The sequence below is a fragment of the Streptococcus oralis genome (genome assembly GCF_003943415.1).
Classification (GTDB): domain Bacteria; phylum Bacillota; class Bacilli; order Lactobacillales; family Streptococcaceae; genus Streptococcus; species Streptococcus oralis_BJ.
Map to the genome: position 1 here is coordinate 1 of NZ_RJPK01000009.1, position 21,720 is coordinate 21,720.

The following is a 21,720-nucleotide window of genomic DNA, read 5'->3' on the forward strand; positions in this document are numbered from 1 at the left end:
GGTTCACTAGCTCATACAGACACAGCATCCCCTCCTGGTCCCAGTCCTCTTTCTCCCACAGATGTAGATGATAATCTTTGCGGCACTTGTTTACAATCCCTTTACTTTCTTCATACAACTCTTTCAGATTCATAGACCTCTCCTTTCTGCATTTAGTTTAGCAAAATGCACGAACCCATGGTCTATTTCCTCTATTCTATACTTCTTCCTCTCTCAACGGCACACAAAAAGAGAGGCACTGCCTCTCTGCGGTTATAATTCTGCAATTTGGTTGAGATTTACTTCTGCAATCGTATCATTACCAAACATAGAGATAATCATCTTCACTTTGTTGTTATCGATTTCAGTAATTTTACCTGTATAGTCTGCAAAAGCGCCATCAATAATTCGGACTGTCTGACCAACTTCAACGTCAATATCAAACTCTTGAACAGTTTGTCCCATTGAAACCAGAATATCACGAATCTCTTGTTCCAATAATGGAGTTGGTTTTGATCTGTTTCCATGTGAGCCAACGAATCCTGTTACGTTAGGTGTGTTTCGAACAACAAACCATGCTTCATCGGTCATGACCATTTCTACAAGGACATAACCCGGAAAGCGATTCTCTTCAACTTCCTTTTTCTTTCCATTTTTCTCAACTTGCACGGTTTGTGTTGGAATCTCAACGCGTAGAATATTATCCAACATGTTATACGTTTGTGCACGTTGCAATAGATTTTCTTTTACCTTATTTTCATAGCCAGAATAAGTTTGTAGAACAAACCATCCTTTGTCAAAACTATCCATGATATTTCCTTTCATAATAGAAGAAAGCTAGCAGAAGTTCTCCACTTTTCTTCTAAAAAATGTTAATAAATCGAATCAAACCTGAAACAATCAATTGGTCAAAAATATAAATGATGACCACAAAGAAGGCTGTGTATTCCATAATAGAGCGAAAATCTCTCCAGCTTTCTTTGCGAGTCGGCCATGTTGTTTCCTTAAGAAGTTTGAAGATATCCTTAATAAAACCCATTGTTCTCTCCTATCTCGTCTCTCTATGTGTCGTATATTTTCCACAATGTTTACAAAATTTATTTACTTCTAGTCGTGTTGGCTTGGGGTTCCCACTAATTTTGATTGAGTAATTTCTTGAACCGCAAACTGCACAAGCTAGGCTTGCTTTTTTTAGTGCCATAACGCCTCCATCTTATCTATTATAACAAGAAACCTAGGCTTTGACAAGCCTCTTAACGAAAGAGATTGACGAAAGAGTCCCAGATTGTCTGGGCTTTCTCTTTTATCTTTGCATCCGAAATCGCACGTCCCGCTTCGTCTACAAGATTTTGAGCTCGGCTACGAATATCTTCTAGCGGATCCTCGGAATGGTTCGTTTCATTTTCAACGACCTGCTTTTTCGTATTTTCTGGTTCAATACCATTTTGTTTATAAGCATTCTCAACTGTAAAAGTGCTACCTGGAGTGTAAGGCAAAATGGTATTAGCCATACTTCTAAAGACATGGGCTGCTCCATTAGAGGTCGACCCTGCTAGATAATGATTCTCATCTGTTGTTGGGAAGCCGAGCCAGTGACTGATTACAACATCTGGAGTATAACCAATCACCCACTGGTCACTGGTATATTCCGGATTAAAAACAGCCTCAGTAGTTCCTGTTTTACCAGCCATAACGTAATCCGCTGGTGACGAACTAATTCCTGTACCATTGGTAAATGTTCCTAGCATCATGCTGGTCATTTTATCAGCCACAGACTTATCAATCACTCGTTTTTGGGAATTTTTATGACTCTTGATGACCTGTCCACTGGCATTTTCGATACGAGTAATGAAATGCGCCTCAGGCATCAGTCCTTCATTAGCAAAGGCTGCATAGGCTTGTGCCATCTGAAGAGGATTCGTCTCTACTCCTCCACCTAGGGCAACTCCGAGAACACGGTCAACTTTATCCATATTCAGACCAAATCTCGTCCCAGCTTCAAAGGCCTTATTGATTCCCAAATCATTTACAGTCGCAACTGCTGGTAGGTTGAGTGATTCTGCCAAGGCCTGATACATAGGTACTTCAGGAGAAGTCTTAATCCCTGCATAATTGTCCACTTGATAACTGTCGTACTGCATGGTGTGGTTGTCCAGTTGCTTGTTCAAAGCCCATCCTGCTTCCACAGCTGGAGTGTAAACGACCAAAGGCTTAATCGTCGAGCCTGGACTGCGTTTAGACTGAGTTGCATAGTTAAAATTACGGAAGCCTGATTTGTCATCACCAGCTACGCGACCGACAACCCCACGCACCCCACCTGTTTTAGGCTCTAGAGCAACACTACCTGATTCAGCATGCGTTCCGTCTTCTGCCGTTGGAAATAGCGAAGTGTTTTCGTAAATAACCTGCATGTTTGCTTGATAGTTTTGGTCAAGTTCCGTATAGATGCGATAGCCGTTGTTGACAATCTCTTCTTCTGTGAGATTGTACTTGGATACTGCTTCGTTGACTACTGCGTCAAAATAAGATGGGTAACGATAATCAGAAATTTTACCCTCATACTTATCTTGCAGTTGAGAAGCCATATCTACCCCAGCCGCTTCGGTCTCTTGATTTTTATCAATATAACCCGCTGCAACCATATTTTGCAAAACAGTATCCCTACGGTTGGTCGAAGTCTCAACAGAATTTAATGGATTATACAATTCTGGTCCCTTGAGCATCCCTGCTAGAGTCGCCGCCTGATTAAGGGTTAATTCCGCAGCCGATACGCCGAAATATTTCTTACTCGCATCCTCTACGCCCCAGACCCCATTTCCAAAGTAGGCGTTATTGAGGTACATAGTAAGGATTTGCTCCTTGCTGTATTTCTTTGTCAATTCTAAGGCTAGGAAAAACTCCTTGGCCTTTCGTTCAACGGTTTGGTCCTGAGACAGATAGGCATTTTTCGCCAACTGTTGGGTGATAGTGGACCCCCCTCCAGAACGGCCTGCTGTAAGGATGGCTAGAAAGAAACGACCGTAGTTAATCCCATCATTTTTATAGAAGGAACGATCCTCTGTCGCGACGACAGCATTCTGCAAGTCTTTGCTGATATCTGTCAGCTCAACATAGGTTCCCTTTTGACCTGACAGGGCTCCTGCCTCTTTTTCTTCACGGTCAAAAATCAGAGTTCGCGTTTTCAGGGCATTTTGCAAATCATTGACATTGGTAGACTTGGCTATTGCAAATAGGTAGGTTCCTACTAGCAAACCAGCACTTAACCCTAAAATGATGACGATCTTTGTCAGATGATAACGACGCCAAAATTTCCGAATTGGGCCTACTTGGGACAATTTTTTTCTATCGCTCCGTGAACGACGCATGCTAGTCGAATCAGGCTCCGCCGATTCACTCGTTTCTTTTTTAAAGAGAGAAAGGAACTTCTCAAATAATTTATCTAATTTCATGCGTTTATTTTATCATCTTCACCATAGGAACTCAAGAATTTAGCTACTCCCTATCCAAATAGGGCTTTTTTTGTTACAATATCTGTATGCAATTCACATTTACATTACCCGAATCCTTGCCTCAAATGACGGTCAAGCAATTCCTAGAGGAACAACTCCTCATCCCTAGAAAAATCCGCCATTTTTTGAGAATAAAGAAGAACATCTTAATTAACCACAAAGAAGTTCACTGGAACGTGATGGTCAAGCCAGGGGATGTTTGCCAGTTGACTTTTGACGAGGAAGATTATCCCCCAAAAGAAATCCTTTTGGGCAATCCAGACCTTGTTGAGGAAGTTTATCAAGACCAACATCTCATTATCGTCAACAAACCCGAAGGGATGAAAACGCACGGTAATCAACAAGATGAAATCGCCCTTCTCAACCATGTCTCTGCCTACGTCGGCCAAACTTGCTATGTCGTTCATCGCCTGGATATGGAAACAAGCGGTTTAGTGCTTTTCGCCAAAAATCCTTTTATCCTTCCTATTCTCAATCGTTTGTTGGAAAAAAAGGAAATCGCTCGTGAGTACTGGGCACTCGTAGAGGGGCAAGTGGGGAACAAAGAACTTATCTTCCGAGATAAAATTGGTCGTGATCGTCATGATCGCCGAAAACGAGTGGTAGACGCCAAAAGTGGGCAATATGCTGAAACGCATGTAAGCAGATTAAAGCAATTCCCAAACAAAACTTCCTTAGTTCGTTGCAAACTAAAGACCGGTCGAACGCATCAGATCCGTGTTCACCTTTCTCATCATAAACATTCTATCATAGGCGATCCTCTCTATAACACGACGTCCAATGCAAACAGACTCATGCTTCACGCTTTTCGCCTTTCCTTTACCCACCCACTCACCTTAGAAAAATTGAGTTTCACCGCCTTCTCGGATACTTTCGAAACAGAATTAAAACAAAATGGATGACACTAGCATCCATTTTTCCATATAGAAAAAGCAAGGCCTTCTGGCCTTGCTTTTATCGACTCAAGAATTATTTAGCGATTTTTGCAAAGTATTCAAGAGTACGTACAAGTTGTGCAGTGTATGACATTTCGTTGTCGTACCATGATACAACTTTAACCAATTGTTTACCGTCAACGTCAAGAACTTTAGTTTGAGTTGCGTCAAACAATGAACCGTAAGACATACCTACGATATCTGAAGATACGATTGGATCTTCTGTGTAACCGTATGATTCGTTTGAAGCTGCTTTCATAGCTGCATTCACTTCATCAACAGTAACGTTCTTTTCAAGAACTGCTACCAATTCAGTAACTGATCCAGTTGGAGTTGGAACACGTTGTGCAGATCCGTCAAGTTTACCGTTCAATTCTGGGATTACAAGACCGATAGCTTTAGCAGCACCAGTTGAGTTAGGAACGATGTTAGCAGCACCAGCGCGAGCACGACGAAGGTCACCACCACGGTGTGGTCCGTCAAGGATCATTTGGTCACCAGTGTAAGCGTGGATAGTAGTCATCAATCCTTCTACAACACCGAAGTTGTCTTGAAGAGCTTTAGCCATTGGAGCCAAGCAGTTTGTAGTACATGAAGCACCTGAGATAACTGTTTCAGTACCGTCAAGAACGTCGTGGTTAGTGTTGAATACAACTGTTTTAACGTCGTTTCCACCAGGAGCAGTGATAACAACTTTTTTAGCTCCTCCAGCGTGCAAGTGTTTTTCAGCCGCTGCTTTCTTAGCAAAGAAACCAGTTGCTTCAAGAACGATTTCTACACCGTCAGTAGCCCAGTCGATTTGTTCTGGATCACGTTCAGCAGAAACTTTAACGAATTTACCGTTAACTTCAAATCCACCTTCTTTAACTTCTACAGTACCGTCGAAACGACCTTGAGTTGTGTCGTATTTCAACAAGTGTGCAAGCATAACTGGATCTGTAAGGTCGTTGATGCGAGTAACTTCAACACCTTCTACGTTTTGGATACGGCGGAAAGCAAGACGACCGATACGTCCGAAACCGTTAATACCAACTTTAACTACCATTAGTGATTTCCTCCTTATGAAAATCCTGAAAATTTTATTGTGAAAAGAGTAACTTGAATCACTACAAATCACCTTTCAACATTATTATTATATAACTATTTAAGTAGAATTGCAAGTACGGGCGTTGTTTTTCTATCTTGCTTTTCTACTTTTCAATCCCCTTCATTCACCTAAGCTTTTATTTCTAGGATCTTCTATCCTATCTCCATAATCTTCTCTTCTCACAGTTCGACTCTAACTTCAGAAATAGGGTTATAAAAAGAGACAGGATTTCTCCTGCCTCTAGGCTGATAAACGATTATTTACGACGTCCTGGACGTTCTGCATAACCATAGTAAGCATCTGCCATGATTTCTTCCATGTCAGCTACCATTGGCAAGCGTGGGTTTGCAGGTGAACATTGATCTTCATAAGCTAGAAGAGCAATTTCATGCAAGCTGTCTTTCCAAGCTTTTTCATTGATTCCTTGGTCTTTGAAGTTCATCTTGATACCTACTGCAACACCAAGGTCGTAAACAGCTTTAGCGTATGCTTCAACTGCTTCTTCTGGAGTTGAGTGAGGCAAGCCAAGCATTTTCGCGATGTCTTGGAATTTCTCATCAGCTTTCCAGTAGTTGTACTTAGGCCATGTAGTCGTCTTAGATGGACGAGTACCATTGTAACGGATGACGTATGGAAGCAAGATTGCGTTTGTACGTCCGTGAACAGTATGGTGAACACCACCAATCTTGTGGGCCATTGAGTGGCTCATACCAAGGAAGGCATTGGCGAAGGCCATACCAGCCATTGTAGACGCATTATGCATTTTTTCACGTGCTTCTGGGTCAGCTGTCTTAACAGATTTTTCCAACCATTCAAAGACAAGCTTGATTGTTTGAAGTGCAATACCGTCTGTGTAGTCGTTGGCAAAGTTTGAAGTATAAGCTTCAGTAGCGTGAGTCAAGACGTCCATACCTGTATCAGCAGCGATGAAGTCAGGAACTGATTCAACCAAAGCAGGGTCAACAATCGCAATCGTTGGTGTCAATGAGTAGTCAGCCAATGGGTATTTGCGGTTGTTTTTCTTGTCAGAGATAACGGCAAATGGTGTTACTTCTGAACCTGTACCTGAAGTTGTTGGAATACCGATGTACTTCGCTTTCTTACCAAGTGACGGGAATCGGAAGGCACGTTTACGGATATCCATGAATTTTTGAACCAAGTCACGGAAGTCGATTTCTGGTTGTTCGTAGAAGAGCCACATCACTTTAGCCGCATCCATTGGAGAACCACCACCAAGAGCGATGATAGTATCTGGTTCAAATGCTTTCATCACTTCAGCACCACGTTCTACAGTTGTGATATCTGGATCTGGTTCAACATCTGAGAAGACTTGGATGGTTACACGGTTGCTACGTGCATTCAATTGGTCAATAACACGTTGAACAAAGCCAAGTCTTTCGATTGATTTGTCTGTAACGATCATAACGCGTTCAATATCTTCACATGTTTGAAGGTATTGGATAGAATTGCGTTCGAAGTAAATTTTTGAAGGAACTTTAAACCATTGCATATTATTTCTACGTTTCCCTACTTTCTTGATGTTTAGAAGGTTGATTGCGCTCACGTTATCACCAACTGAGTTGCGTCCGTATGAACCACATCCAAGTGTCAATGATGGGATGAAGGCATTGTATACGTCACCGATACCACCGAAAGTAGATGGAGAGTTCCAGATAATACGCATTGCTTTGATTTCTGTACCAAAGCGTTTAGCTAGTTCTTCGTCTTTTGTATGGATAGCTGCTGAGTGACCAAGTCCGTTAAACTCAACCATTTGACGAGCTTTTGTAAGACCGTCTTCTGTATCTTCAGCTTTTAGGACAGCGATGACTGGTGACAATTTTTCACGAGTCAATGGTTCTTTTGGTCCTACTTCTGCACATTCTGCAGCCAAGATGTTTGTTCCTTCTGGAACGCTAAATCCTGCTTGTTCTGCAATCCATGCAGCTGGTTTACCAACAATGTTTGCATTTAGTTTAGCGCCAGCACAGTTTTTGCTATTTGCTTTCACACCGAAACAGAATTCTTCAAGAAGAGCTTTTTCTTTTTTGTTTACAAAGTAAGTGTGGTATGATTTAAATTCTTCTACAAATTCGTCATACACTTCTTTATCAATGATAACAGCTTGTTCTGATGCACAGACCATACCATTATCAAATGATTTAGACATAACGATGTCGTGAGCAGCTTGACGGAGGTCGGCAGATTTTTCTACATAAGCAGGAACGTTTCCGGCACCTACCCCAAGGGCTGGTTTCCCACATGAGTAAGCCGCCTTAACCATGGCATTACCACCAGTTGCAAGGATAGTTGCAACGCCTTCGTGGTTCATAAGCGCTCCAGTTGCTTCCATAGATGGTTCTGTAATCCATTGAACACAGTTTTCAGGTGCTCCAGCCGCGATAGCTGCATCACGAACGATTTGTGCTGCGTGAGCAGAAGATTCTTGAGCTGATGGGTGGAAGGCGAAAACGATTGGATTACGTGTTTTCAAAGCAATGAGTGATTTGAAAATAGCTGTTGATGTTGGGTTTGTTGTTGGAGTGACACCACAGACTACTCCGACAGGCTCTGCAATTTTAGTCAAGCCAGTAACAGGGTCATCTTCAATAACACCGACAGTTTTAACACCACGCATGTTATTGACAACGTGTTCACAGGCAAAAAGGTTTTTTGTTGCCTTATCTTCAAATACTCCACGACCAGTTTCTTCAACCGCATGTTGTGCAAGGATACCATGTGCATCAAGAGCTGCAACCGAAGCTTTTGCCACGATATAGTCAACTTGCTCTTGGTTCAACTTGCGCATTTCATCAAGCGCAACCAAGGCTTTTTTCACTAACCCGTCGACATGCTTTTCAGCAGCGAGTTGTTTTTCCTCAGGTGTTAACGTTTTTTTATCAGCCATATTGTCCTCCATAGACTTCAAGGATTTAATCCTTTGTTAATTTTTTCACAAGTTTATTATAACTCTTTTTCAAGACTTTGTAAACCGTTTCATAAGCATTTCACAAAGAATTTTTATGAGATTGTGATTTTTTTCTCAATATGGCTGCGCAATAGAGTTTTGCTTGGATGATTGTGAAATTGTGATAAAAAATTTTTTATTTCACAAAGTTTTTTCTCGTTGATAATCAGACATCGACTCCACTTCTAGAAAGCGTTTTCTTTTTCGTTTTTGACAATAGCCCCCTGATTAGGAGGCTATTATTTTTGTTGAAAGACACCTTGTTTAAAGCTGCCTTCATAGACAACTTCTTGCTCTGTAGTCAACTTCCCTTGACCTTCAGCCTGGCCATTTACAAAATCACCTTCATATTTCCAGCCAGATTTGGACTGGAAGGTTCCTTTACCATTGAAGGCCCCATTGTTGAACTCACCTGTGTATTGATCCCCATTTTCAAAGGTCAGGGTTCCTTGACCATTCATCTTTCCTCTTACCACGGTTCCATCATAAACAAGTGCACCATTATCAAGTGTCAGAACACCCTGTTTAGGTGTGTTTAGTAGAAAAACCGAGATGGCACAGATAGCGATTAGAAGGACTGTTGCAATCTCTATATGTGGGCGAGTTAGATAAACTCGATATTTTTCGAAGATTTCTTTAAGCTTTTCCATTGTCACTCTCATTTTCTAAACGATCTAGCCAGCTTTGGCATCCATTTGTGATACGCGCATAGGTTTCCTCAAAATCCCCTGTATACCAAGGATCTGGAACACTTTCAGACGCAAAAGAGTAGATTTTGTGCTGTAGTTCCTGAGGACACATTTGACGCAGATCTAAAACGTTTGAAGCATCCATCCCGATAATGTAATCAAATGACTCAAAATCTTCTCTACGAATCTGGAGTGATGTTTTGTCTTTGTCATACGGGATCCGATATTGCTGGAAAATCCCTTGCGTTCCCTTATGAATCGGATTGCCATGTTCCCATGATGATGTTGCACGACTCTCAACTTGATAATCACTCGTTATAGATTTCATCACAAACTCTGCCATGGGACTGCGGCAAATATTTCCTAGGCAAACAAATACTATTTTTTTCATCCCTTTTCCTCTCATCTCATAGAAAAACGGGAGTGATAGATCCCGTTTTATTCTTCGATTGCTCCACCTTCGTCGATAACTGCTCCTTCTGGTGTCACAGCCTCTTTGAGTGGCAACACTGTCTTGATTGCAGTCAATTCGAAAGTCAAATAAACGCCATCTACATCCAGTACGATTGTTTTCTTCTCAGTATCTACTTCATCAACTGTTCCGTAAAGTCCGCCGATTGTAATGACTTCATAGCCTTTTTGAAGCTTGTTCAAGCTTTCCATACGCTTTTGTGCTTGTTTCTTTTGAGAACGTTGCATAAAGAACATCAAGGCCATCATCCCTACAAGCATGATTAAGAAAGTAATATTTGGATCCATTGTTTTCTCCTTTGTATTTTACATAGGACTACTATATCAAATTTCAGCTACTTTTACAAGGTTGTGCCTTGTTTTATGGCAATAAAAAAATCAGAGTTTTCACTCTGATTTCTGCGATTATTTCAAGTTTTGAACGACTTTGACTAGATTTTCAACTGTAAATCCGTACTCCGCCAATACTTTTGGTGCTGGGGCAGATGCTCCGAAGGTATCAATACCGAGAACCGCCCCATCTAGACCAACATATTTGTACCAGTTTTGGGTTGCACCCATTTCGACTGCAACACGACGACGAACTGCATTTGGAAGAATTTCTTCCTTGTATGTTGCGTCTTGCGCGTCAAAAACATCTGTAGATGGCATGCTGACTACGCGGACTTTTGCGCCTTGACTAGCCAATTCTTTAGCTGCTGCTACTGCTAGGTTAACTTCTGAACCTGTTGCGATCAAGATAGTGTCAAAGTCTGCTGCATTTTCATAGACAACATAGGCACCTTTTGCAACCTTATCAAAGTCTGTTCCTTCTTCGACAGTCAAGTTTTGACGTGTCAAAACAAGGGCAGTTGGTGTTTTTTCGCTTGTCACGGCAAGGTACCAAGCCGCTTGAGTTTCACGCGCATCTGCTGGGCGGAAAACATTGAGATTTGGCATGGCACGAAGACCTGCTAAGTGTTCAACTGGTTCGTGAGTTGGACCATCTTCACCAACTGCAATAGAATCGTGGGTAAAGACATAAGTCACAGGAAGTCCTTGCAAGGCTGACAAGCGGACAGCTGCTTTCACATAGTCAGAGAAGACGAAGAAAGTACCACCGTATACACGAAGTCCACCGTGAAGGGCCATCCCGTTCAAGATCGTTCCCATTGCAAATTCACGAACACCAAACTGAATGTTGCGGTTCAAGCGATTAGCGTCGTCTTGAAGTCCGTCCGTTTTGATGTAAGTCATGTTTGAGTGAGCTAGGTCAGCTGAACCGCCTAGGAAGGTTGACAACTTAGCAGCTACAACGTTCAAGGCATCTTGACTTGAATTACGAGTTGCTTGAGAGAAGCCATTTTCTAAGGCTGGGAAGTCTGCTGGAGTCACCTCAACTGGATCACGGCCGTCAATAATGGCTTCTACTTCTGCAGCCAGTTCTGGATGAGCCTCTTTATAGTCAGCAACTAATTTAGTCCAAGCTTGATAAGCTGATGCGCCACGATCTGCAACATTTTCTTTGAAATCAGCATAAACTTGCTCTGGGATTTCAAATGGTTCATAGTCCCAACCAAGAGCTTGGCGAGTAGCCGCCGTTTCATCTGCTCCAAGAGGGGCACCGTGTACAGCATTAGTTCCTTGTTTGTTTGGAGAACCGTATCCAATAACAGTCTTCACTTCAATCAAAGATGGTTTTCCTGAAGCTTTAGCTGTTTCGATAGCAGCATGGATAGCTTCCAAGTCTGTTCCATCTTCAACCAAGGCTGTATGCCAACCGTAGGCATTGTAACGGTCACGAACACTTTCTGTAAAGGAATCCTTTGTCTCACCATCCAAGTTGATGTCATTTGAATCATAAAGAACAACCAACTTATCTAGTTTTTGCAAGCCTGCGTATGAAGCCGCTTCGCTTGAGACACCTTCCATCAAGTCTCCGTCTCCACAGATCACATAAGTATAGTGGTCAAAAATATTGAAGCCTTCGCGGTTATACTTGGCTGCAAGGAAACGTTCTGCTTGGGCAAAACCAGTAGCAGTAGAAATCCCTTGTCCTAGAGGACCAGTTGTAGCGTCAACCCCTGCAGTATGGCCAAATTCTGGGTGACCTGGTGTTTTTGAACCCCATTGGCGGAAGTTCTTGACTTCATCCATGCTAACATCTTCAAAACCAGAAAGGTGAAGAAGGGCGTAAAGAAGCATAGAGCCGTGTCCTGCTGAAAGAATAAAACGGTCGCGGTTGATCCAGTTTGGTTGGGCTGGATTGATACGAAGTTGTTTTGTAAAGAGGCTATAGGCCATTGGAGCAGCCCCCATAACCACCCCTGGGTGACCTGAGCTTGCTTTGTTGATGGCGTCAATACCTAGAAAACGAATTGCATTAACAGATAGATTTGACATAGAATTTCCTTTCTCTTTGAGGTGATTAGTAGTTCACACATTCTATTTTACTATTATATGAAAAAATGCATAGAATAGCAATAAAACAATTTGCGTTCATCTAACACATTTGATTTTCTATCCCCTCGTCACCTCATAGTAAGGCAACAATCGAGTATAAGCGTCTTCTAGCTTCTCCAATATCGCTTCTACTGACTGATTTTCAATGAAGGAAACATCTGCCTTGACCAAAACTTTACGAATTTCCTGACATTGCACCTTCTCGCGTAAGAGCTGACGATCTTCTTCTGTGGCTTCTACCTTTTGACTTTCCCCATTTGAATAGACTAGATAATAAATTCCTTCTACCGTTGGAAGTTCTAAAATCTTGGCTTGCTTGTCTAAGGTTTGCTCGTCTTTCTTGCGCTCAATGAAACTGACTTCCAAAGAAATCCCAAAATCAGCGGGTGTTCCATACAAGCGCAAGGCCATCATAGGTTCTGTCACTTCTCCGTCTCTCTGTAGATAGGCCCAGAAATATGGTCGTAAGCGCTGCGCTTGGTTCATCCACTGACTAGTTTGTTGCAGTTGCCATTCTGGATGCTTTTCCTGGAAGGCCTTGGCTAAGTTCGTAAAAGCCTTGCGAGCCTCCTGCCCTTTGTGGCGCAATTCCAGCATCTTCTCTCGCTCATCTCCAGCCTTATCTGGATGACGATATTGGATACCTGCATAAGATAGATAGTTCCTGATTGCTTCCATCATCTGTTTCTTCTCCCTTTTCTAATAAAAAATCAGGACAAGCCTGATTTTGTTTATTCTGTATCTACGACAACATATCGATTTGGCTCATCGCCCTCAGAATAGCTGGTCACTCCATCCATGCGTGAAATAATGCGATGGATAATCTTGCGTTCGCTATTCGACATTGGATCTGTTTGTTGACTTCGACCTTCTTCTAGAACACGAGTCGCCAATTTTTGAGCGTAGGTTTGCAACACTTCTGCACGATGTTCAACGTAATCATTGACGTTGATTGTAATATAAAAAGTTCTTGAATAACGATTGTAGAGGTAGTTTTGCGCCAAAAGCTGAAGTGCTTTCAATACTTTCCCATGATAGCCGATAATACGACCAGGCTCATTGGTATCGATTTGAAGATTAATCGTACGACGATTGTAGTCGCTTGAAATCGTCCCTTCAACATCCATATCGTCCACAATGGTTTGAACATAGTTAGCCACTTGAGTTGCTACTTGTTCGATGTCATAACTCGGCTCCACCTTCAAACCTAGATCTTCCAAAGACTGGCTTTCTACCGATTCTGACATAGATACAAATTCTTCACACTCTGCTGGGTCTTCCACTCCAGCATCTCCTGTCTGCAATTCATTTAAAATCGCGATGTGACCTGTTTCTTCTAAGATCGTGCTAGCATGTTTCTCATTTTTCAAGATTTCAGCCTTGATTTCATCAGAAACACCCTGACCTTCCTCTTCTATTTTTTTGATCGCCTCAACAACATGACCAAGATCAACTGTCGCCTCTGTTACTGTCTTAACAGGTTCGTTTTGTTCATTGATCTCTTTCGGAACACCTTTTACAGCTTGTTGATTGGCCTTAATCACAGTCGTCTCACTAATCGCCTCAATATCAACTTGAGCTGGTTTTTTCCCAAATAAGCCTAAAAAACCTTTCTTCTCTTTGGACACGACCTTGATGTGAGTCTTCATTCTCGGAATACCTAACTCTTTCAATCCTTTCTGGATTGCTTCTTCAACAGTTGAACCTGTAAATAATACCATTATCAGATTCCTCCTTATTATTTCGTTTTCTGAGCCTTTTTCTTGGCTTTTCTTTTTCTATTTTCCAAATCTTTTTTAGCTTGTACTTCCGCCTCACGCGCTGCAATAATCTTAAAAGGATTATTTAAGAAGTAGGTTTGCAAAACTTGATAAGCATTGGATACTGCCCAGTACAAGGCTACGCCACTAGGTGAAGAGATGGCAAAGATAAAGATCAGTACAGGCATCCCGTACATCATCCCTGTCATAGCTCCACTTCTTTCAGGTAAAGCCTTATTCGATAACCAACTGCTTAAGAAGGTAAAGACTGCTGCCAAAATCGGAAGGATAAAGCTTGTGTCTACTCCCCCAAGGTTCACCCACAAAAAATGCCCTGTTTTCAAAAAGTCTACTCGAGTCAAGGCTTGGAAGAGAGCCAAGAGAACCGGCATTTGAATCAAAATCGGCCAGAGAGAAGAAGAGTGTTTGACCCCTAATTCTTTATAGACCTTCCGCATCTCCTGATCCAGATTGGTTCTACTTTCCATATCACGACCTGGATATTGTTCTTGCAGAGCCTTGATGCGTGGTTGAGCCTCTTGCATTTTTCTAGAGGCCACCATCTGAGTCTGAAAGACTGGCAATAGAATCGTACGAATCAGGATCGTAAAGAGGATAATCCCCACTCCGATACTAACGTCAAAGGACAAGAAGCGGATGATTTCAGCAAAAAAATAGACAAATTTACTCCATATATCTGTAGAATCTGCTGCAACATCGCTTGTCCCACAGGCTGTCATGACAAATAAGGACAAGCCCAGCAAACTAGTCAACTGTAGTTTCTTTTTCACTCCTAATTCCTTCCCAATAAATCTTTGATAACTTTAATACGTGGAGTAGATTTTTCTCCATTTCTGCATAATCCAAGCCTTCAACCCCTTTTCGAGCAATCACGACAAAATCAACGTTATCAGCTAACTGCTCCCTTACACTTAGCAAAATGTGTCGAATCCGTCTTTTAATTTGATTTCTAGTGACTGCATTCCCTAATTTCTTACTGACGGACAGCCCTACTCGAAAATGACTTTTCTGATTTTCCAATTGGTAGACAACAAATTTACGATTAGCAAAACTTGTTCCATCCGTAAAAATAGCCTTAAAATCTTTCTCTCTTTTTACACGAAAGCTTTTCTTCAAAACTCCACTCCATCTATTAAATTACTACTATTATACCATAAATTTCAAAAAAGCCAATAATGACAAGGTTTTAGACTGTTTTAACAACAAAAAGTTGGGAAAATTTATCTCCCAACTCCTTTTTATTGTATCTTATCTTGTAATTTTATTCAGTTCATCTTACTTTTTCAAGCGTTCAACATCACGAGCGATAACCAATTCTTCATCAGTTGGGATAACCAAGACACGAACTTTAGCAGCTTCTGTTGAGATATCACCTGTCGCTCCAAAGACATTCTTTTCAGGATCCACATCACAGCCAAACCAAGAAATGCCTTCAATAACCATCTGACGAATCGTTACAGAATTTTCTCCAATTCCAGCTGTAAAGATAATGGCATCTGCACCGTTCAAAACTGCCAAATACTGACCAATATACTTTTGGATACGATCCACAAAAATCTCATTTGCCAGCTGCGCTTTCTCATCACCCGCACGCATAGCTTCGTGAATATCACGCATATCGCTTGATCTCTCAGAAACACCCAAAAGTCCTGACTCACGATTGAGAATTCGACTGATATCCTCTGGTGTATTAAAGTCATCTGTATGTTGCATTAAATAGGGGATAATTGCCGGATCAATATCACCTGTACGAGTCCCCATCATAATACCACCAAGTGGAGTGAAGCCCATGGATGTATCAACAGACTGACCGCCTTTGACAGCTGTAATAGAAGCACCATTACCAATATGGCAGGTAATCAATTTCAACTCTTCTAGGGGGCGACCTAAAATTTTAGCTGCTTCTCCTGCTACAAACTGATGACTTGTCCCGTGAGCTCCATACTTACGAACTTTATTTTCAGTGTAATATTTAGTTGGTAGTGGGTAACGATAGGCTTTCTCTGGCATTGTTGTATGGAATGATGTATCAAAAACAACAACGCTGGTAATATCTGGAAGCAATTCCTTAAATGCGCGAATTCCTGCTGCGTTGGCTGGGTTGTGAAGAGGAGCTAAAAGTCCCAACTCTTCAACCTTTTCCAAAACATCTCCCTCTACCAAGGTTGACTCTTTGAAATATTCACCACCAGCCACAACACGGTGCCCAACACCAGTTATTTCATCATAACCTTTGATGATGTCAAAACGAATTAAGTCATCCAATAAAATTTTAACAGCTTGTGTGTGATCTTCAATATCAAGAATTTGTTGTTCAGAACGGCCGTCGAATTTTACAGTTGAGATAGAGTCCTTCAAGCCAATACGTTCAATCAAGCCTTTCGCTAATACTATTTCTTCTGGCATTTGGTAAAGTTGCCATTTCAAACTCGAGCTTCCTGCATTGATTGCAATTGTTTTAGTCATAACATGATACCTCTTTTAAGCGTTTTCAACTATTATAACAAAATTTACCTTATATTTCAGTACCTTTGCTCCATTTTTGAAAATTTTCTTTGAATTTCAATAGTGCAGCTGGATCTTGCAGACTGGTCAAAGGATAGACAAATGGTTCTATTTCCTTGTCTCTTTTCTTCTGTAAGACAAAAATACTTTTAGCTTGGCTTGCAGTTGAGAAAATATCCTCTGGCAGAGCGATGATAGCAGCCAGACTCACTTCGTCTTTGAGCCAACCTTTTAACAAATCACTTTGAGGACTGGTCAACAAGTCGCTCGGAGCTAGAAAAATAGCATAGCCATCTGACTTGAGATACTTGAGGCCTTGCTCCATCAGCAAATGATGGGCATAGGTATGTTCTTGGCTAGAAGCCACTTGATAGCGTGAAGCGATGGCATCGTCTGGGTAATAGCCGACAGGCAAGTCGCTAATGACCACATCGCTTTCTTTAAGCATTTGCGGACGAACGGCGTCACCCTGAACAAAACCAGCCTGCAAACCAATCACATCTGCCATGCTAGCTGCCAAATCAATCAGCAAGTCATCCACTTCAATTCCCAAGTAATCCACTTTTTTAGCAAGAGAAGTCAAGAAGGTAGCGCCCAGAATCCCCATGCCAGAACCTATTTCGAGGATGCTAATTTCCTCTTGATCCAGCAACTCTTCCACAATAAGTACCAAGAGGAGGGCAATGGCATCCGGCGTAAACTGGTGATTGGCCTGTAAAGGCTCAGTTTGTCCTGCCTTCATCAAGAGAAACTGGTAGGTCTTGAGCCACTCTTCCTTGCGAAGCGCTAAGCACTTAAGGGCTTGATTGTTTTCCTTGACCTGCTTTAGCTCAGTCTCGCCATCCAGATAAATGCTGTTTTGCTCTACCAAGGCGTCATAAAAGTTGGTCGCCAAATCACTTTGGATGACTTGGACATTCTCTAGTAAATACGTATAAGCTTGTTCTATTTTTTCAAAATCCATATTTCTATCTTATCAAATTTCTCCTATTTTTTCCATCTGAAGAGAAAAATCACTGCTTTAGTCAGCGAGTGATTTTTGGGCTACAGTTAAAAAGAGCTCTGCGTAATTTCCTAGGAAAAGATCTTCAGCACTATAAAGAATCTGACTGTCAATGCTCGAAAAACCAAACTGGGCGAGCTTGTTTTCCAGTTCAGCCAATTCAAAGCCGTGGTGGTTGGTATCTGTCTTGACAAAATCAGCAATGAGGACTTGTCCCTTCTCCCTAAGGTGATGGTGAAACATGGCAAGAGTCGCATCTAGATCAGGTATGTGATGAAGAACTCGACTGACAACAATCAGGTCAAATTGCTGCTCCAAGGGATTCACCAGTAAATCCTGCTCCAAAAACTGGATATTCTTGATATCTTGCTGGTCCGCTTTCAAACGGGCTTGCTCCAGCATTTTCTCTGAGATGTCTACCAGTGTGACAGACTTGGCCTGCTTGGCTAGAGGCAAGGCTAATAGGCCTGTCCCACCACCGAAATCCAATATTTCCTTGTCTGATAGAAAATCAATCTGTTTTTCAACTGCCGGACAAACCAAGTTTGCAAGAAAGATATTTTTGGGCGAATCAAAGGTTTCTGCTTTGTGATTAAAATCGTGTTTCATGCTTTTAGTTTAACACAAAGAAGTTGAATTGCCTAGGAATTGTCTTTCTTATCTGCCTTATTTTCTGTTTTTGTCTGATTTGGTTCTTGACTTGAATCAGTCGCTACCTGTTGCTTTTTATCCGTTTTCTTTTCCTTGGTTTTCATCGAAGGAAAAAGAAATTCATAGTTGCCCTTATTCATACGAATACTTGTTGCAAAACCTGTTTTCGTATTTTGATAAGTAACTTTTCCTAAGTTAAATACTCGTTCACCACTTTCTTGCTCAGCCTTATCTTTACTTCGCTTGGCCATGGCAAAAGCAGCCAACTTTTCTTTATTTAAGGCAAAGTCTTTGTGATGGGCAACTTGTCGATTCAAATAAAACTGTAGCAATAGACTAAAGATGGCTGCCATAGTAACTGCATATAATAGAACACCTGCCTTAACTTTTTGCTTTTTCCACACGATAGATGAATTCCCTTTCTAAGCCTTTTTGAAATTGGAAGCGAAAGCGAACCAATTGATTTTCCTCTGTAATCTGAGCGAATTTAAGTCCATAAACCATAGGCTGATAGCCCCGGCCACTGCTATCGGTCTTCCGAAAATCATCTAATTTAGACTTGCCTATCGAGATATCCTTACCATCCTGTTTCATGTAGATGCGATTGCCTTCCACCTTTTCAAACTGCGAACGCTCTAACTCCGCCTCCAGTTGATCCACAAACAAGAGCCACTCCTTTTGCTCGCTTTGCTGCTGGTAACGAACTTCTGAAATGAGGAGCTGACTCATAGCTTGAAAAAGGAGCAAGCCTCCGCTAATGACGATAAGGGCAAGCAGAGATTCTAAAAGAGTGAAAGCTCTTACCTTACTGCTCTTTAAGGTCGAGCAACTTCTCTGAACCATGGTAGACCTCCAATCCCTTTTCATTAGCAAATACCTGAATCTCCACTCCATTTACCTTCACTTGATTTTGCCCTGTCTGCAGGGCCATCTTCGCCACACGTAAGACTTCCTCTTTTTGCAAGATTTCTGCCTCTTCTCGTCTATTTTTCTGAATTTGTCCCAAGAGGAGGGTCGCAATGCTGGCAAATATGGCTAGCGCTATTACTGCTTCTAGTAAAATCACTGCCTTAATTTGTTGTTTTCTTAATGCGTTTAATTTTTCCATTTCCTAGATATAATTGATAGCGAATCGCTCCTTTGCTGGTCTGAAATTCAACCTTAGCCAGAGACGAATTGCCCCCAGCTCGGTCAAAATGAATCGTTTGTCCAGATGGTGCCTGAATCCCTTTGGGAACAGTCAACTTCTGACTACCATTGTTGATTGTCTGCCCATCTAAGTTTAAGCTGGTCTTTTGCTGACTCGCAACACTGCGTTTTTGGGTTTCGCGATATAGTTCTTCAAACTCCATAAAGAAAATCTGCTCCTCTACCGCCGCAAAAGTGGACTGGACAGAACCAGACAAGCCTAAACCAAGGATACTCACAAGTCCCAAAACTAAGAGACTTTCCAGCATAGTAAAGGCCTTAATCTGCAACAGTTTGACTTGTTTTTTGTTTTGCATGGTATTCTTTATAAGCCTTGGCTTGCTCAGCTGTGATACGGCCGTCCGCCTGTAATTTACTTAGACTCGCATCTTCATTCTTGTCCAGACTATAGAGTTCTGCCTGACTTTCCACCACCTTAACAACAGCAGCTTTTCCTTTGTCATCAACAGCATCCTTTTGCTTGGTCAAATTAGGCACAAAGAGCAAGAGGAGAACGCTGATGATTAAAAGGACCACCAACATTTCCACGAGAGTAAAGGCTTTCGCCTTGGCTTTTTTCAAATTTGTCATAAGTTTTTTCATTTTAAAAATTTACCTCCATATTTTGATACATGGGCATGAGCATTGCCGCATAAAGTAAAACGATAATCAGGGCCACAAAGATAAAGACCAGTGGCTGTACTAAGTTCATGGTGCGGTTGACTCGGGTAAAAAAGGCTTCCCAAGTTTTTTCAGCATAGATTTCCAACTCACTCCCCAGCTTGGACTTGACTTCTCCATACTCGATGATGAGACTCAACTCCTTCTTAAAGAATGGATATCTCGCTATGGTTTGAGAAAATTCGCGGCCATTTTGCAGGGCTTGAGCTAGATCTTGACCGATTTCTTTAAAAAGCTGAGAACCTTGTTCCTGCATGATCTGAAAAATCTGCGTCAACTCCATTCCCTGTGAAACCATATTGCCCCATTCACGCGCATAATAAGCTGTCAGATAAGTCTGGACAAAGATTCCAAGAAAGGGAATCCGTGCTAACATAGAGAAGACCCGCATCTTAGAACTTCTTTTGTAGAAAGTGAGGGCTAAAAGTAAAGACAGAGAGCAAACCAACACTAGTCCCAGAAAAATTTGTGGCAGATTGCCGATGATTTGGGTGGCGATATTGCTACTGTCCAGTTGAGGCAGCAAGTAGTTTCTCAACCCCAGCATGATTAGCAGGAGAAATCCCAGCAAAATCAAAGGATAAGTCGCCACTTCAATTAACTTTTTCTTGACCTTGGCTAAATTATCCAGATATTCTTCTATCTTTCCCAAACTCAGATGAAGATTCCCGTGCACCTCAGCTAGGGATAATTGGGTCACAATAGCACTTGAAAAGCCCAAGCTGTTCATCATTTCTGAGAAAGATTTCCCCTGAGACAGGCCCTGGTGCATCTGGGCCACATAGTCCTTTTCCAGCAAGGCGCTTCTCCCCAAGAAAGAAATAATTTCTACCAAATGAAAGCCACTGGAAAAGAGGTTGTTAAACAGGGTGATGATTTTCTTCTGCTTAGCTGTAGCTAATTTTTTCCGTTTCAGCTTGAAGACTTGTGATATGTCCATCTTTAAGAAGCTGGTCAATTTTCTCATTCCAACTGTCTGGCTGGTGTTCTTGATAGTCTTTGTTTGCAAAGTCAAGAATTCCTCCTCCCCCGATTAATCTCTGGTAGCAGACTCCTTGCAGGACAACTGCTAGTTCCTCCTCCGTCACACCCAACTCCAGAAGGCGCTCATAAACACCTCGGATACTCTTGGCATGAATGGTTGAAAAGACTGTCGCCCCTGTCAAACTGGCTCTGACAACTGCACGCGCCGTCTCACTATCACGAATTTCACCGATAATCAAGAGATCTGGACGATGTCGGAGAGACAGTTTGATTAGATTTTCATAGGTCAACCCAATTGCTTCATTCAACTGCAACTGCAACATCTCTTCTTGCTTGATCTCGACAGGGTCTTCGATGGACATAACCTGCTGTCCCTTAAAAAGGGATTTGGCCAATTCGTGCATCAGCGTCGTCTTACCACTACCTACTGGACCCGCAAAAAGGTAGAGCCCCCTTTGCCTGTATTGCTCTCCTAACTCCACTAGATCCTGAAACCAAAATCGCAACTCTCTTTCCCCATCGTGCAACAACCGAATGACCAAGCTCTCATGTCCCCGATAATCTCCTACGGTTGACAAGCGCAGAGAAGACACCTTCTCTCCATGCTGGTAGTCGCAAGAACCCAGCTGACTGCGGCGTTTTTCTCCTACATTCATCCCAGCCACAAACTTGAAATGACTAATCACAGCAGCTAAAACATTAAACTCATAGGAGTCAACTAAACACCTCTCATCACCAATTCGCATATGAAGTTCATAAGTAGCTTCCTTGGGAATGAAATAGATATCCTGAGCTCCTTTTTTCTTAGCAGTAGCAATAATTTTCTGTGCAATTTCTTGTACCATAC

At 41.9% G+C, this 21,720-nt stretch carries 25 protein-coding genes and 1 pseudogene; 1 reads left to right on the plus strand and 25 read right to left on the minus strand.

Annotated features, from left to right (window positions below; all coding sequences use genetic code 11):
• From D8801_RS09980 to pbp2a, 5 genes and pseudogenes are all read right to left on the minus strand, one after another.
• Positions 1–133: pseudogene (locus D8801_RS09980) on the minus strand (sigma-70 family RNA polymerase sigma factor); the annotation flags it as partial.
• A 119-nt stretch (positions 134–252) separates the two neighbouring features.
• Positions 253–789: a transcription termination/antitermination protein NusG gene (gene nusG, locus D8801_RS09170; protein WP_000376732.1), complete on the minus strand. Its 537-nt coding sequence runs from the start codon at positions 787–789 to the stop codon at positions 253–255.
• Positions 790–841: 52 nt separating this feature from the next.
• Positions 842–1,018 (minus strand): preprotein translocase subunit SecE, encoded by a 177-nt coding sequence (gene secE / locus D8801_RS09175; RefSeq protein WP_000505776.1) that lies wholly within the window; start codon positions 1,016–1,018, stop codon positions 842–844.
• Between the two features lie 9 nt (positions 1,019–1,027).
• The gene (gene rpmG / locus D8801_RS09180) at positions 1,028–1,180 is read right to left on the minus strand and encodes a 50S ribosomal protein L33 (RefSeq protein WP_001809375.1); all 153 of its coding nucleotides are present in this window, start codon (positions 1,178–1,180) and stop codon (positions 1,028–1,030) included.
• A 52-nt stretch (positions 1,181–1,232) separates the two neighbouring features.
• Positions 1,233–3,428, minus strand: coding sequence for a penicillin-binding protein PBP2A (gene pbp2a / locus D8801_RS09185; protein WP_125849340.1), 2,196 nt, complete (start codon positions 3,426–3,428; stop codon positions 1,233–1,235).
• 86 nt (positions 3,429–3,514) lie between these two features.
• Here pbp2a and D8801_RS09190 point away from each other — a divergent pair, with 86 nt between their 5' ends.
• Positions 3,515–4,390, plus strand: coding sequence for an RluA family pseudouridine synthase (locus tag D8801_RS09190; protein WP_125849342.1), 876 nt, complete (start codon positions 3,515–3,517; stop codon positions 4,388–4,390).
• 67 nt (positions 4,391–4,457) lie between these two features.
• On the opposite strand, the gene gap is transcribed toward D8801_RS09190, so the two are convergent.
• The 20 genes from gap to comGA form a co-directional block, all read right to left on the minus strand.
• Complete coding sequence (gap, locus tag D8801_RS09195) at positions 4,458–5,468, minus strand: type I glyceraldehyde-3-phosphate dehydrogenase (protein WP_000260678.1); 1,011 nt, start codon at positions 5,466–5,468, stop codon at positions 4,458–4,460.
• Between the two features lie 298 nt (positions 5,469–5,766).
• Positions 5,767–8,418 carry a bifunctional acetaldehyde-CoA/alcohol dehydrogenase gene (gene adhE / locus D8801_RS09200; RefSeq protein WP_125849344.1) on the minus strand — a complete coding sequence of 884 codons (2,652 nt, stop codon included), beginning with the start codon at positions 8,416–8,418 and terminating at the stop codon, positions 5,767–5,769.
• 299 nt (positions 8,419–8,717) lie between these two features.
• A complete protein-coding gene (locus D8801_RS09205) occupies positions 8,718–9,128 on the minus strand; it encodes an MORN repeat-containing protein (RefSeq protein WP_125849346.1) in 411 nt (136 codons plus the stop codon).
• On the minus strand, positions 9,115–9,558 hold the full coding sequence (locus D8801_RS09210) for a low molecular weight protein-tyrosine-phosphatase (protein ID WP_125849348.1): 444 nt from the start codon (positions 9,556–9,558) through the stop codon (positions 9,115–9,117). The genes D8801_RS09205 and D8801_RS09210 overlap by 14 nt, the downstream gene beginning before the upstream one ends.
• Positions 9,559–9,605: 47 nt before the next feature.
• The gene (gene yajC, locus D8801_RS09215; RefSeq protein ID WP_125849350.1) at positions 9,606–9,926 is read right to left on the minus strand and encodes a preprotein translocase subunit YajC; all 321 of its coding nucleotides are present in this window, start codon (positions 9,924–9,926) and stop codon (positions 9,606–9,608) included.
• A gap of 117 nt (positions 9,927–10,043) precedes the next feature.
• On the minus strand, positions 10,044–12,020 hold the full coding sequence (gene tkt, locus D8801_RS09220) for a transketolase (protein ID WP_125849352.1): 1,977 nt from the start codon (positions 12,018–12,020) through the stop codon (positions 10,044–10,046).
• 117 nt (positions 12,021–12,137) lie between these two features.
• Positions 12,138–12,761 carry a ribonuclease P gene (locus tag D8801_RS09225; protein WP_125849354.1) on the minus strand — a complete coding sequence of 208 codons (624 nt, stop codon included), beginning with the start codon at positions 12,759–12,761 and terminating at the stop codon, positions 12,138–12,140.
• Positions 12,762–12,811: 50 nt separating this feature from the next.
• Positions 12,812–13,801 (minus strand): RNA-binding cell elongation regulator Jag/EloR, encoded by a 990-nt coding sequence (jag, locus tag D8801_RS09230; protein ID WP_125849356.1) that lies wholly within the window; start codon positions 13,799–13,801, stop codon positions 12,812–12,814.
• A gap of 17 nt (positions 13,802–13,818) precedes the next feature.
• Positions 13,819–14,631 (minus strand): YidC/Oxa1 family membrane protein insertase, encoded by an 813-nt coding sequence (locus tag D8801_RS09235; RefSeq protein ID WP_185758519.1) that lies wholly within the window; start codon positions 14,629–14,631, stop codon positions 13,819–13,821.
• On the minus strand, positions 14,606–14,977 hold the full coding sequence (gene rnpA, locus D8801_RS09240; RefSeq protein ID WP_125849358.1) for a ribonuclease P protein component: 372 nt from the start codon (positions 14,975–14,977) through the stop codon (positions 14,606–14,608). The genes D8801_RS09235 and rnpA overlap by 26 nt, the downstream gene beginning before the upstream one ends.
• A 159-nt stretch (positions 14,978–15,136) precedes the next feature.
• A complete protein-coding gene (locus tag D8801_RS09245; RefSeq protein WP_125849360.1) occupies positions 15,137–16,327 on the minus strand; it encodes an acetate kinase in 1,191 nt (396 codons plus the stop codon).
• A gap of 49 nt (positions 16,328–16,376) precedes the next feature.
• Complete coding sequence (locus D8801_RS09250) at positions 16,377–17,330, minus strand: class I SAM-dependent methyltransferase (RefSeq protein ID WP_125849362.1); 954 nt, start codon at positions 17,328–17,330, stop codon at positions 16,377–16,379.
• A gap of 57 nt (positions 17,331–17,387) precedes the next feature.
• Positions 17,388–17,978 (minus strand): class I SAM-dependent methyltransferase, encoded by a 591-nt coding sequence (locus tag D8801_RS09255; RefSeq protein WP_125849364.1) that lies wholly within the window; start codon positions 17,976–17,978, stop codon positions 17,388–17,390.
• A gap of 32 nt (positions 17,979–18,010) precedes the next feature.
• On the minus strand, positions 18,011–18,424 hold the full coding sequence (gene comGG / locus D8801_RS09260) for a competence type IV pilus minor pilin ComGG (protein WP_125849366.1): 414 nt from the start codon (positions 18,422–18,424) through the stop codon (positions 18,011–18,013).
• Positions 18,402–18,863: a competence type IV pilus minor pilin ComGF gene (gene comGF / locus D8801_RS09265; protein WP_125849368.1), complete on the minus strand. Its 462-nt coding sequence runs from the start codon at positions 18,861–18,863 to the stop codon at positions 18,402–18,404. Before comGF ends, comGG begins: the two co-directional genes overlap by 23 nt.
• Positions 18,826–19,128: a competence type IV pilus minor pilin ComGE gene (comGE, locus tag D8801_RS09270; RefSeq protein ID WP_185758520.1), complete on the minus strand. Its 303-nt coding sequence runs from the start codon at positions 19,126–19,128 to the stop codon at positions 18,826–18,828. The genes comGF and comGE overlap by 38 nt, the downstream gene beginning before the upstream one ends.
• On the minus strand, positions 19,091–19,525 hold the full coding sequence (gene comGD / locus D8801_RS09275) for a competence type IV pilus minor pilin ComGD (RefSeq protein WP_125849369.1): 435 nt from the start codon (positions 19,523–19,525) through the stop codon (positions 19,091–19,093). Before comGD ends, comGE begins: the two co-directional genes overlap by 38 nt.
• Positions 19,488–19,811 (minus strand): competence type IV pilus major pilin ComGC, encoded by a 324-nt coding sequence (gene comGC, locus D8801_RS09280; RefSeq protein WP_125849371.1) that lies wholly within the window; start codon positions 19,809–19,811, stop codon positions 19,488–19,490. The genes comGD and comGC overlap by 38 nt, the downstream gene beginning before the upstream one ends.
• A 1-nt stretch (position 19,812) precedes the next feature.
• The gene (comGB, locus tag D8801_RS09285) at positions 19,813–20,829 is read right to left on the minus strand and encodes a competence type IV pilus assembly protein ComGB (protein ID WP_185758522.1); all 1,017 of its coding nucleotides are present in this window, start codon (positions 20,827–20,829) and stop codon (positions 19,813–19,815) included.
• Entirely contained in the window at positions 20,777–21,718 is a 942-nt protein-coding gene (gene comGA, locus D8801_RS09290; RefSeq protein WP_125849375.1) for a competence type IV pilus ATPase ComGA, read from the minus strand. The genes comGB and comGA overlap by 53 nt, the downstream gene beginning before the upstream one ends.
• Positions 21,719–21,720: the final 2 nt, after the last annotated feature.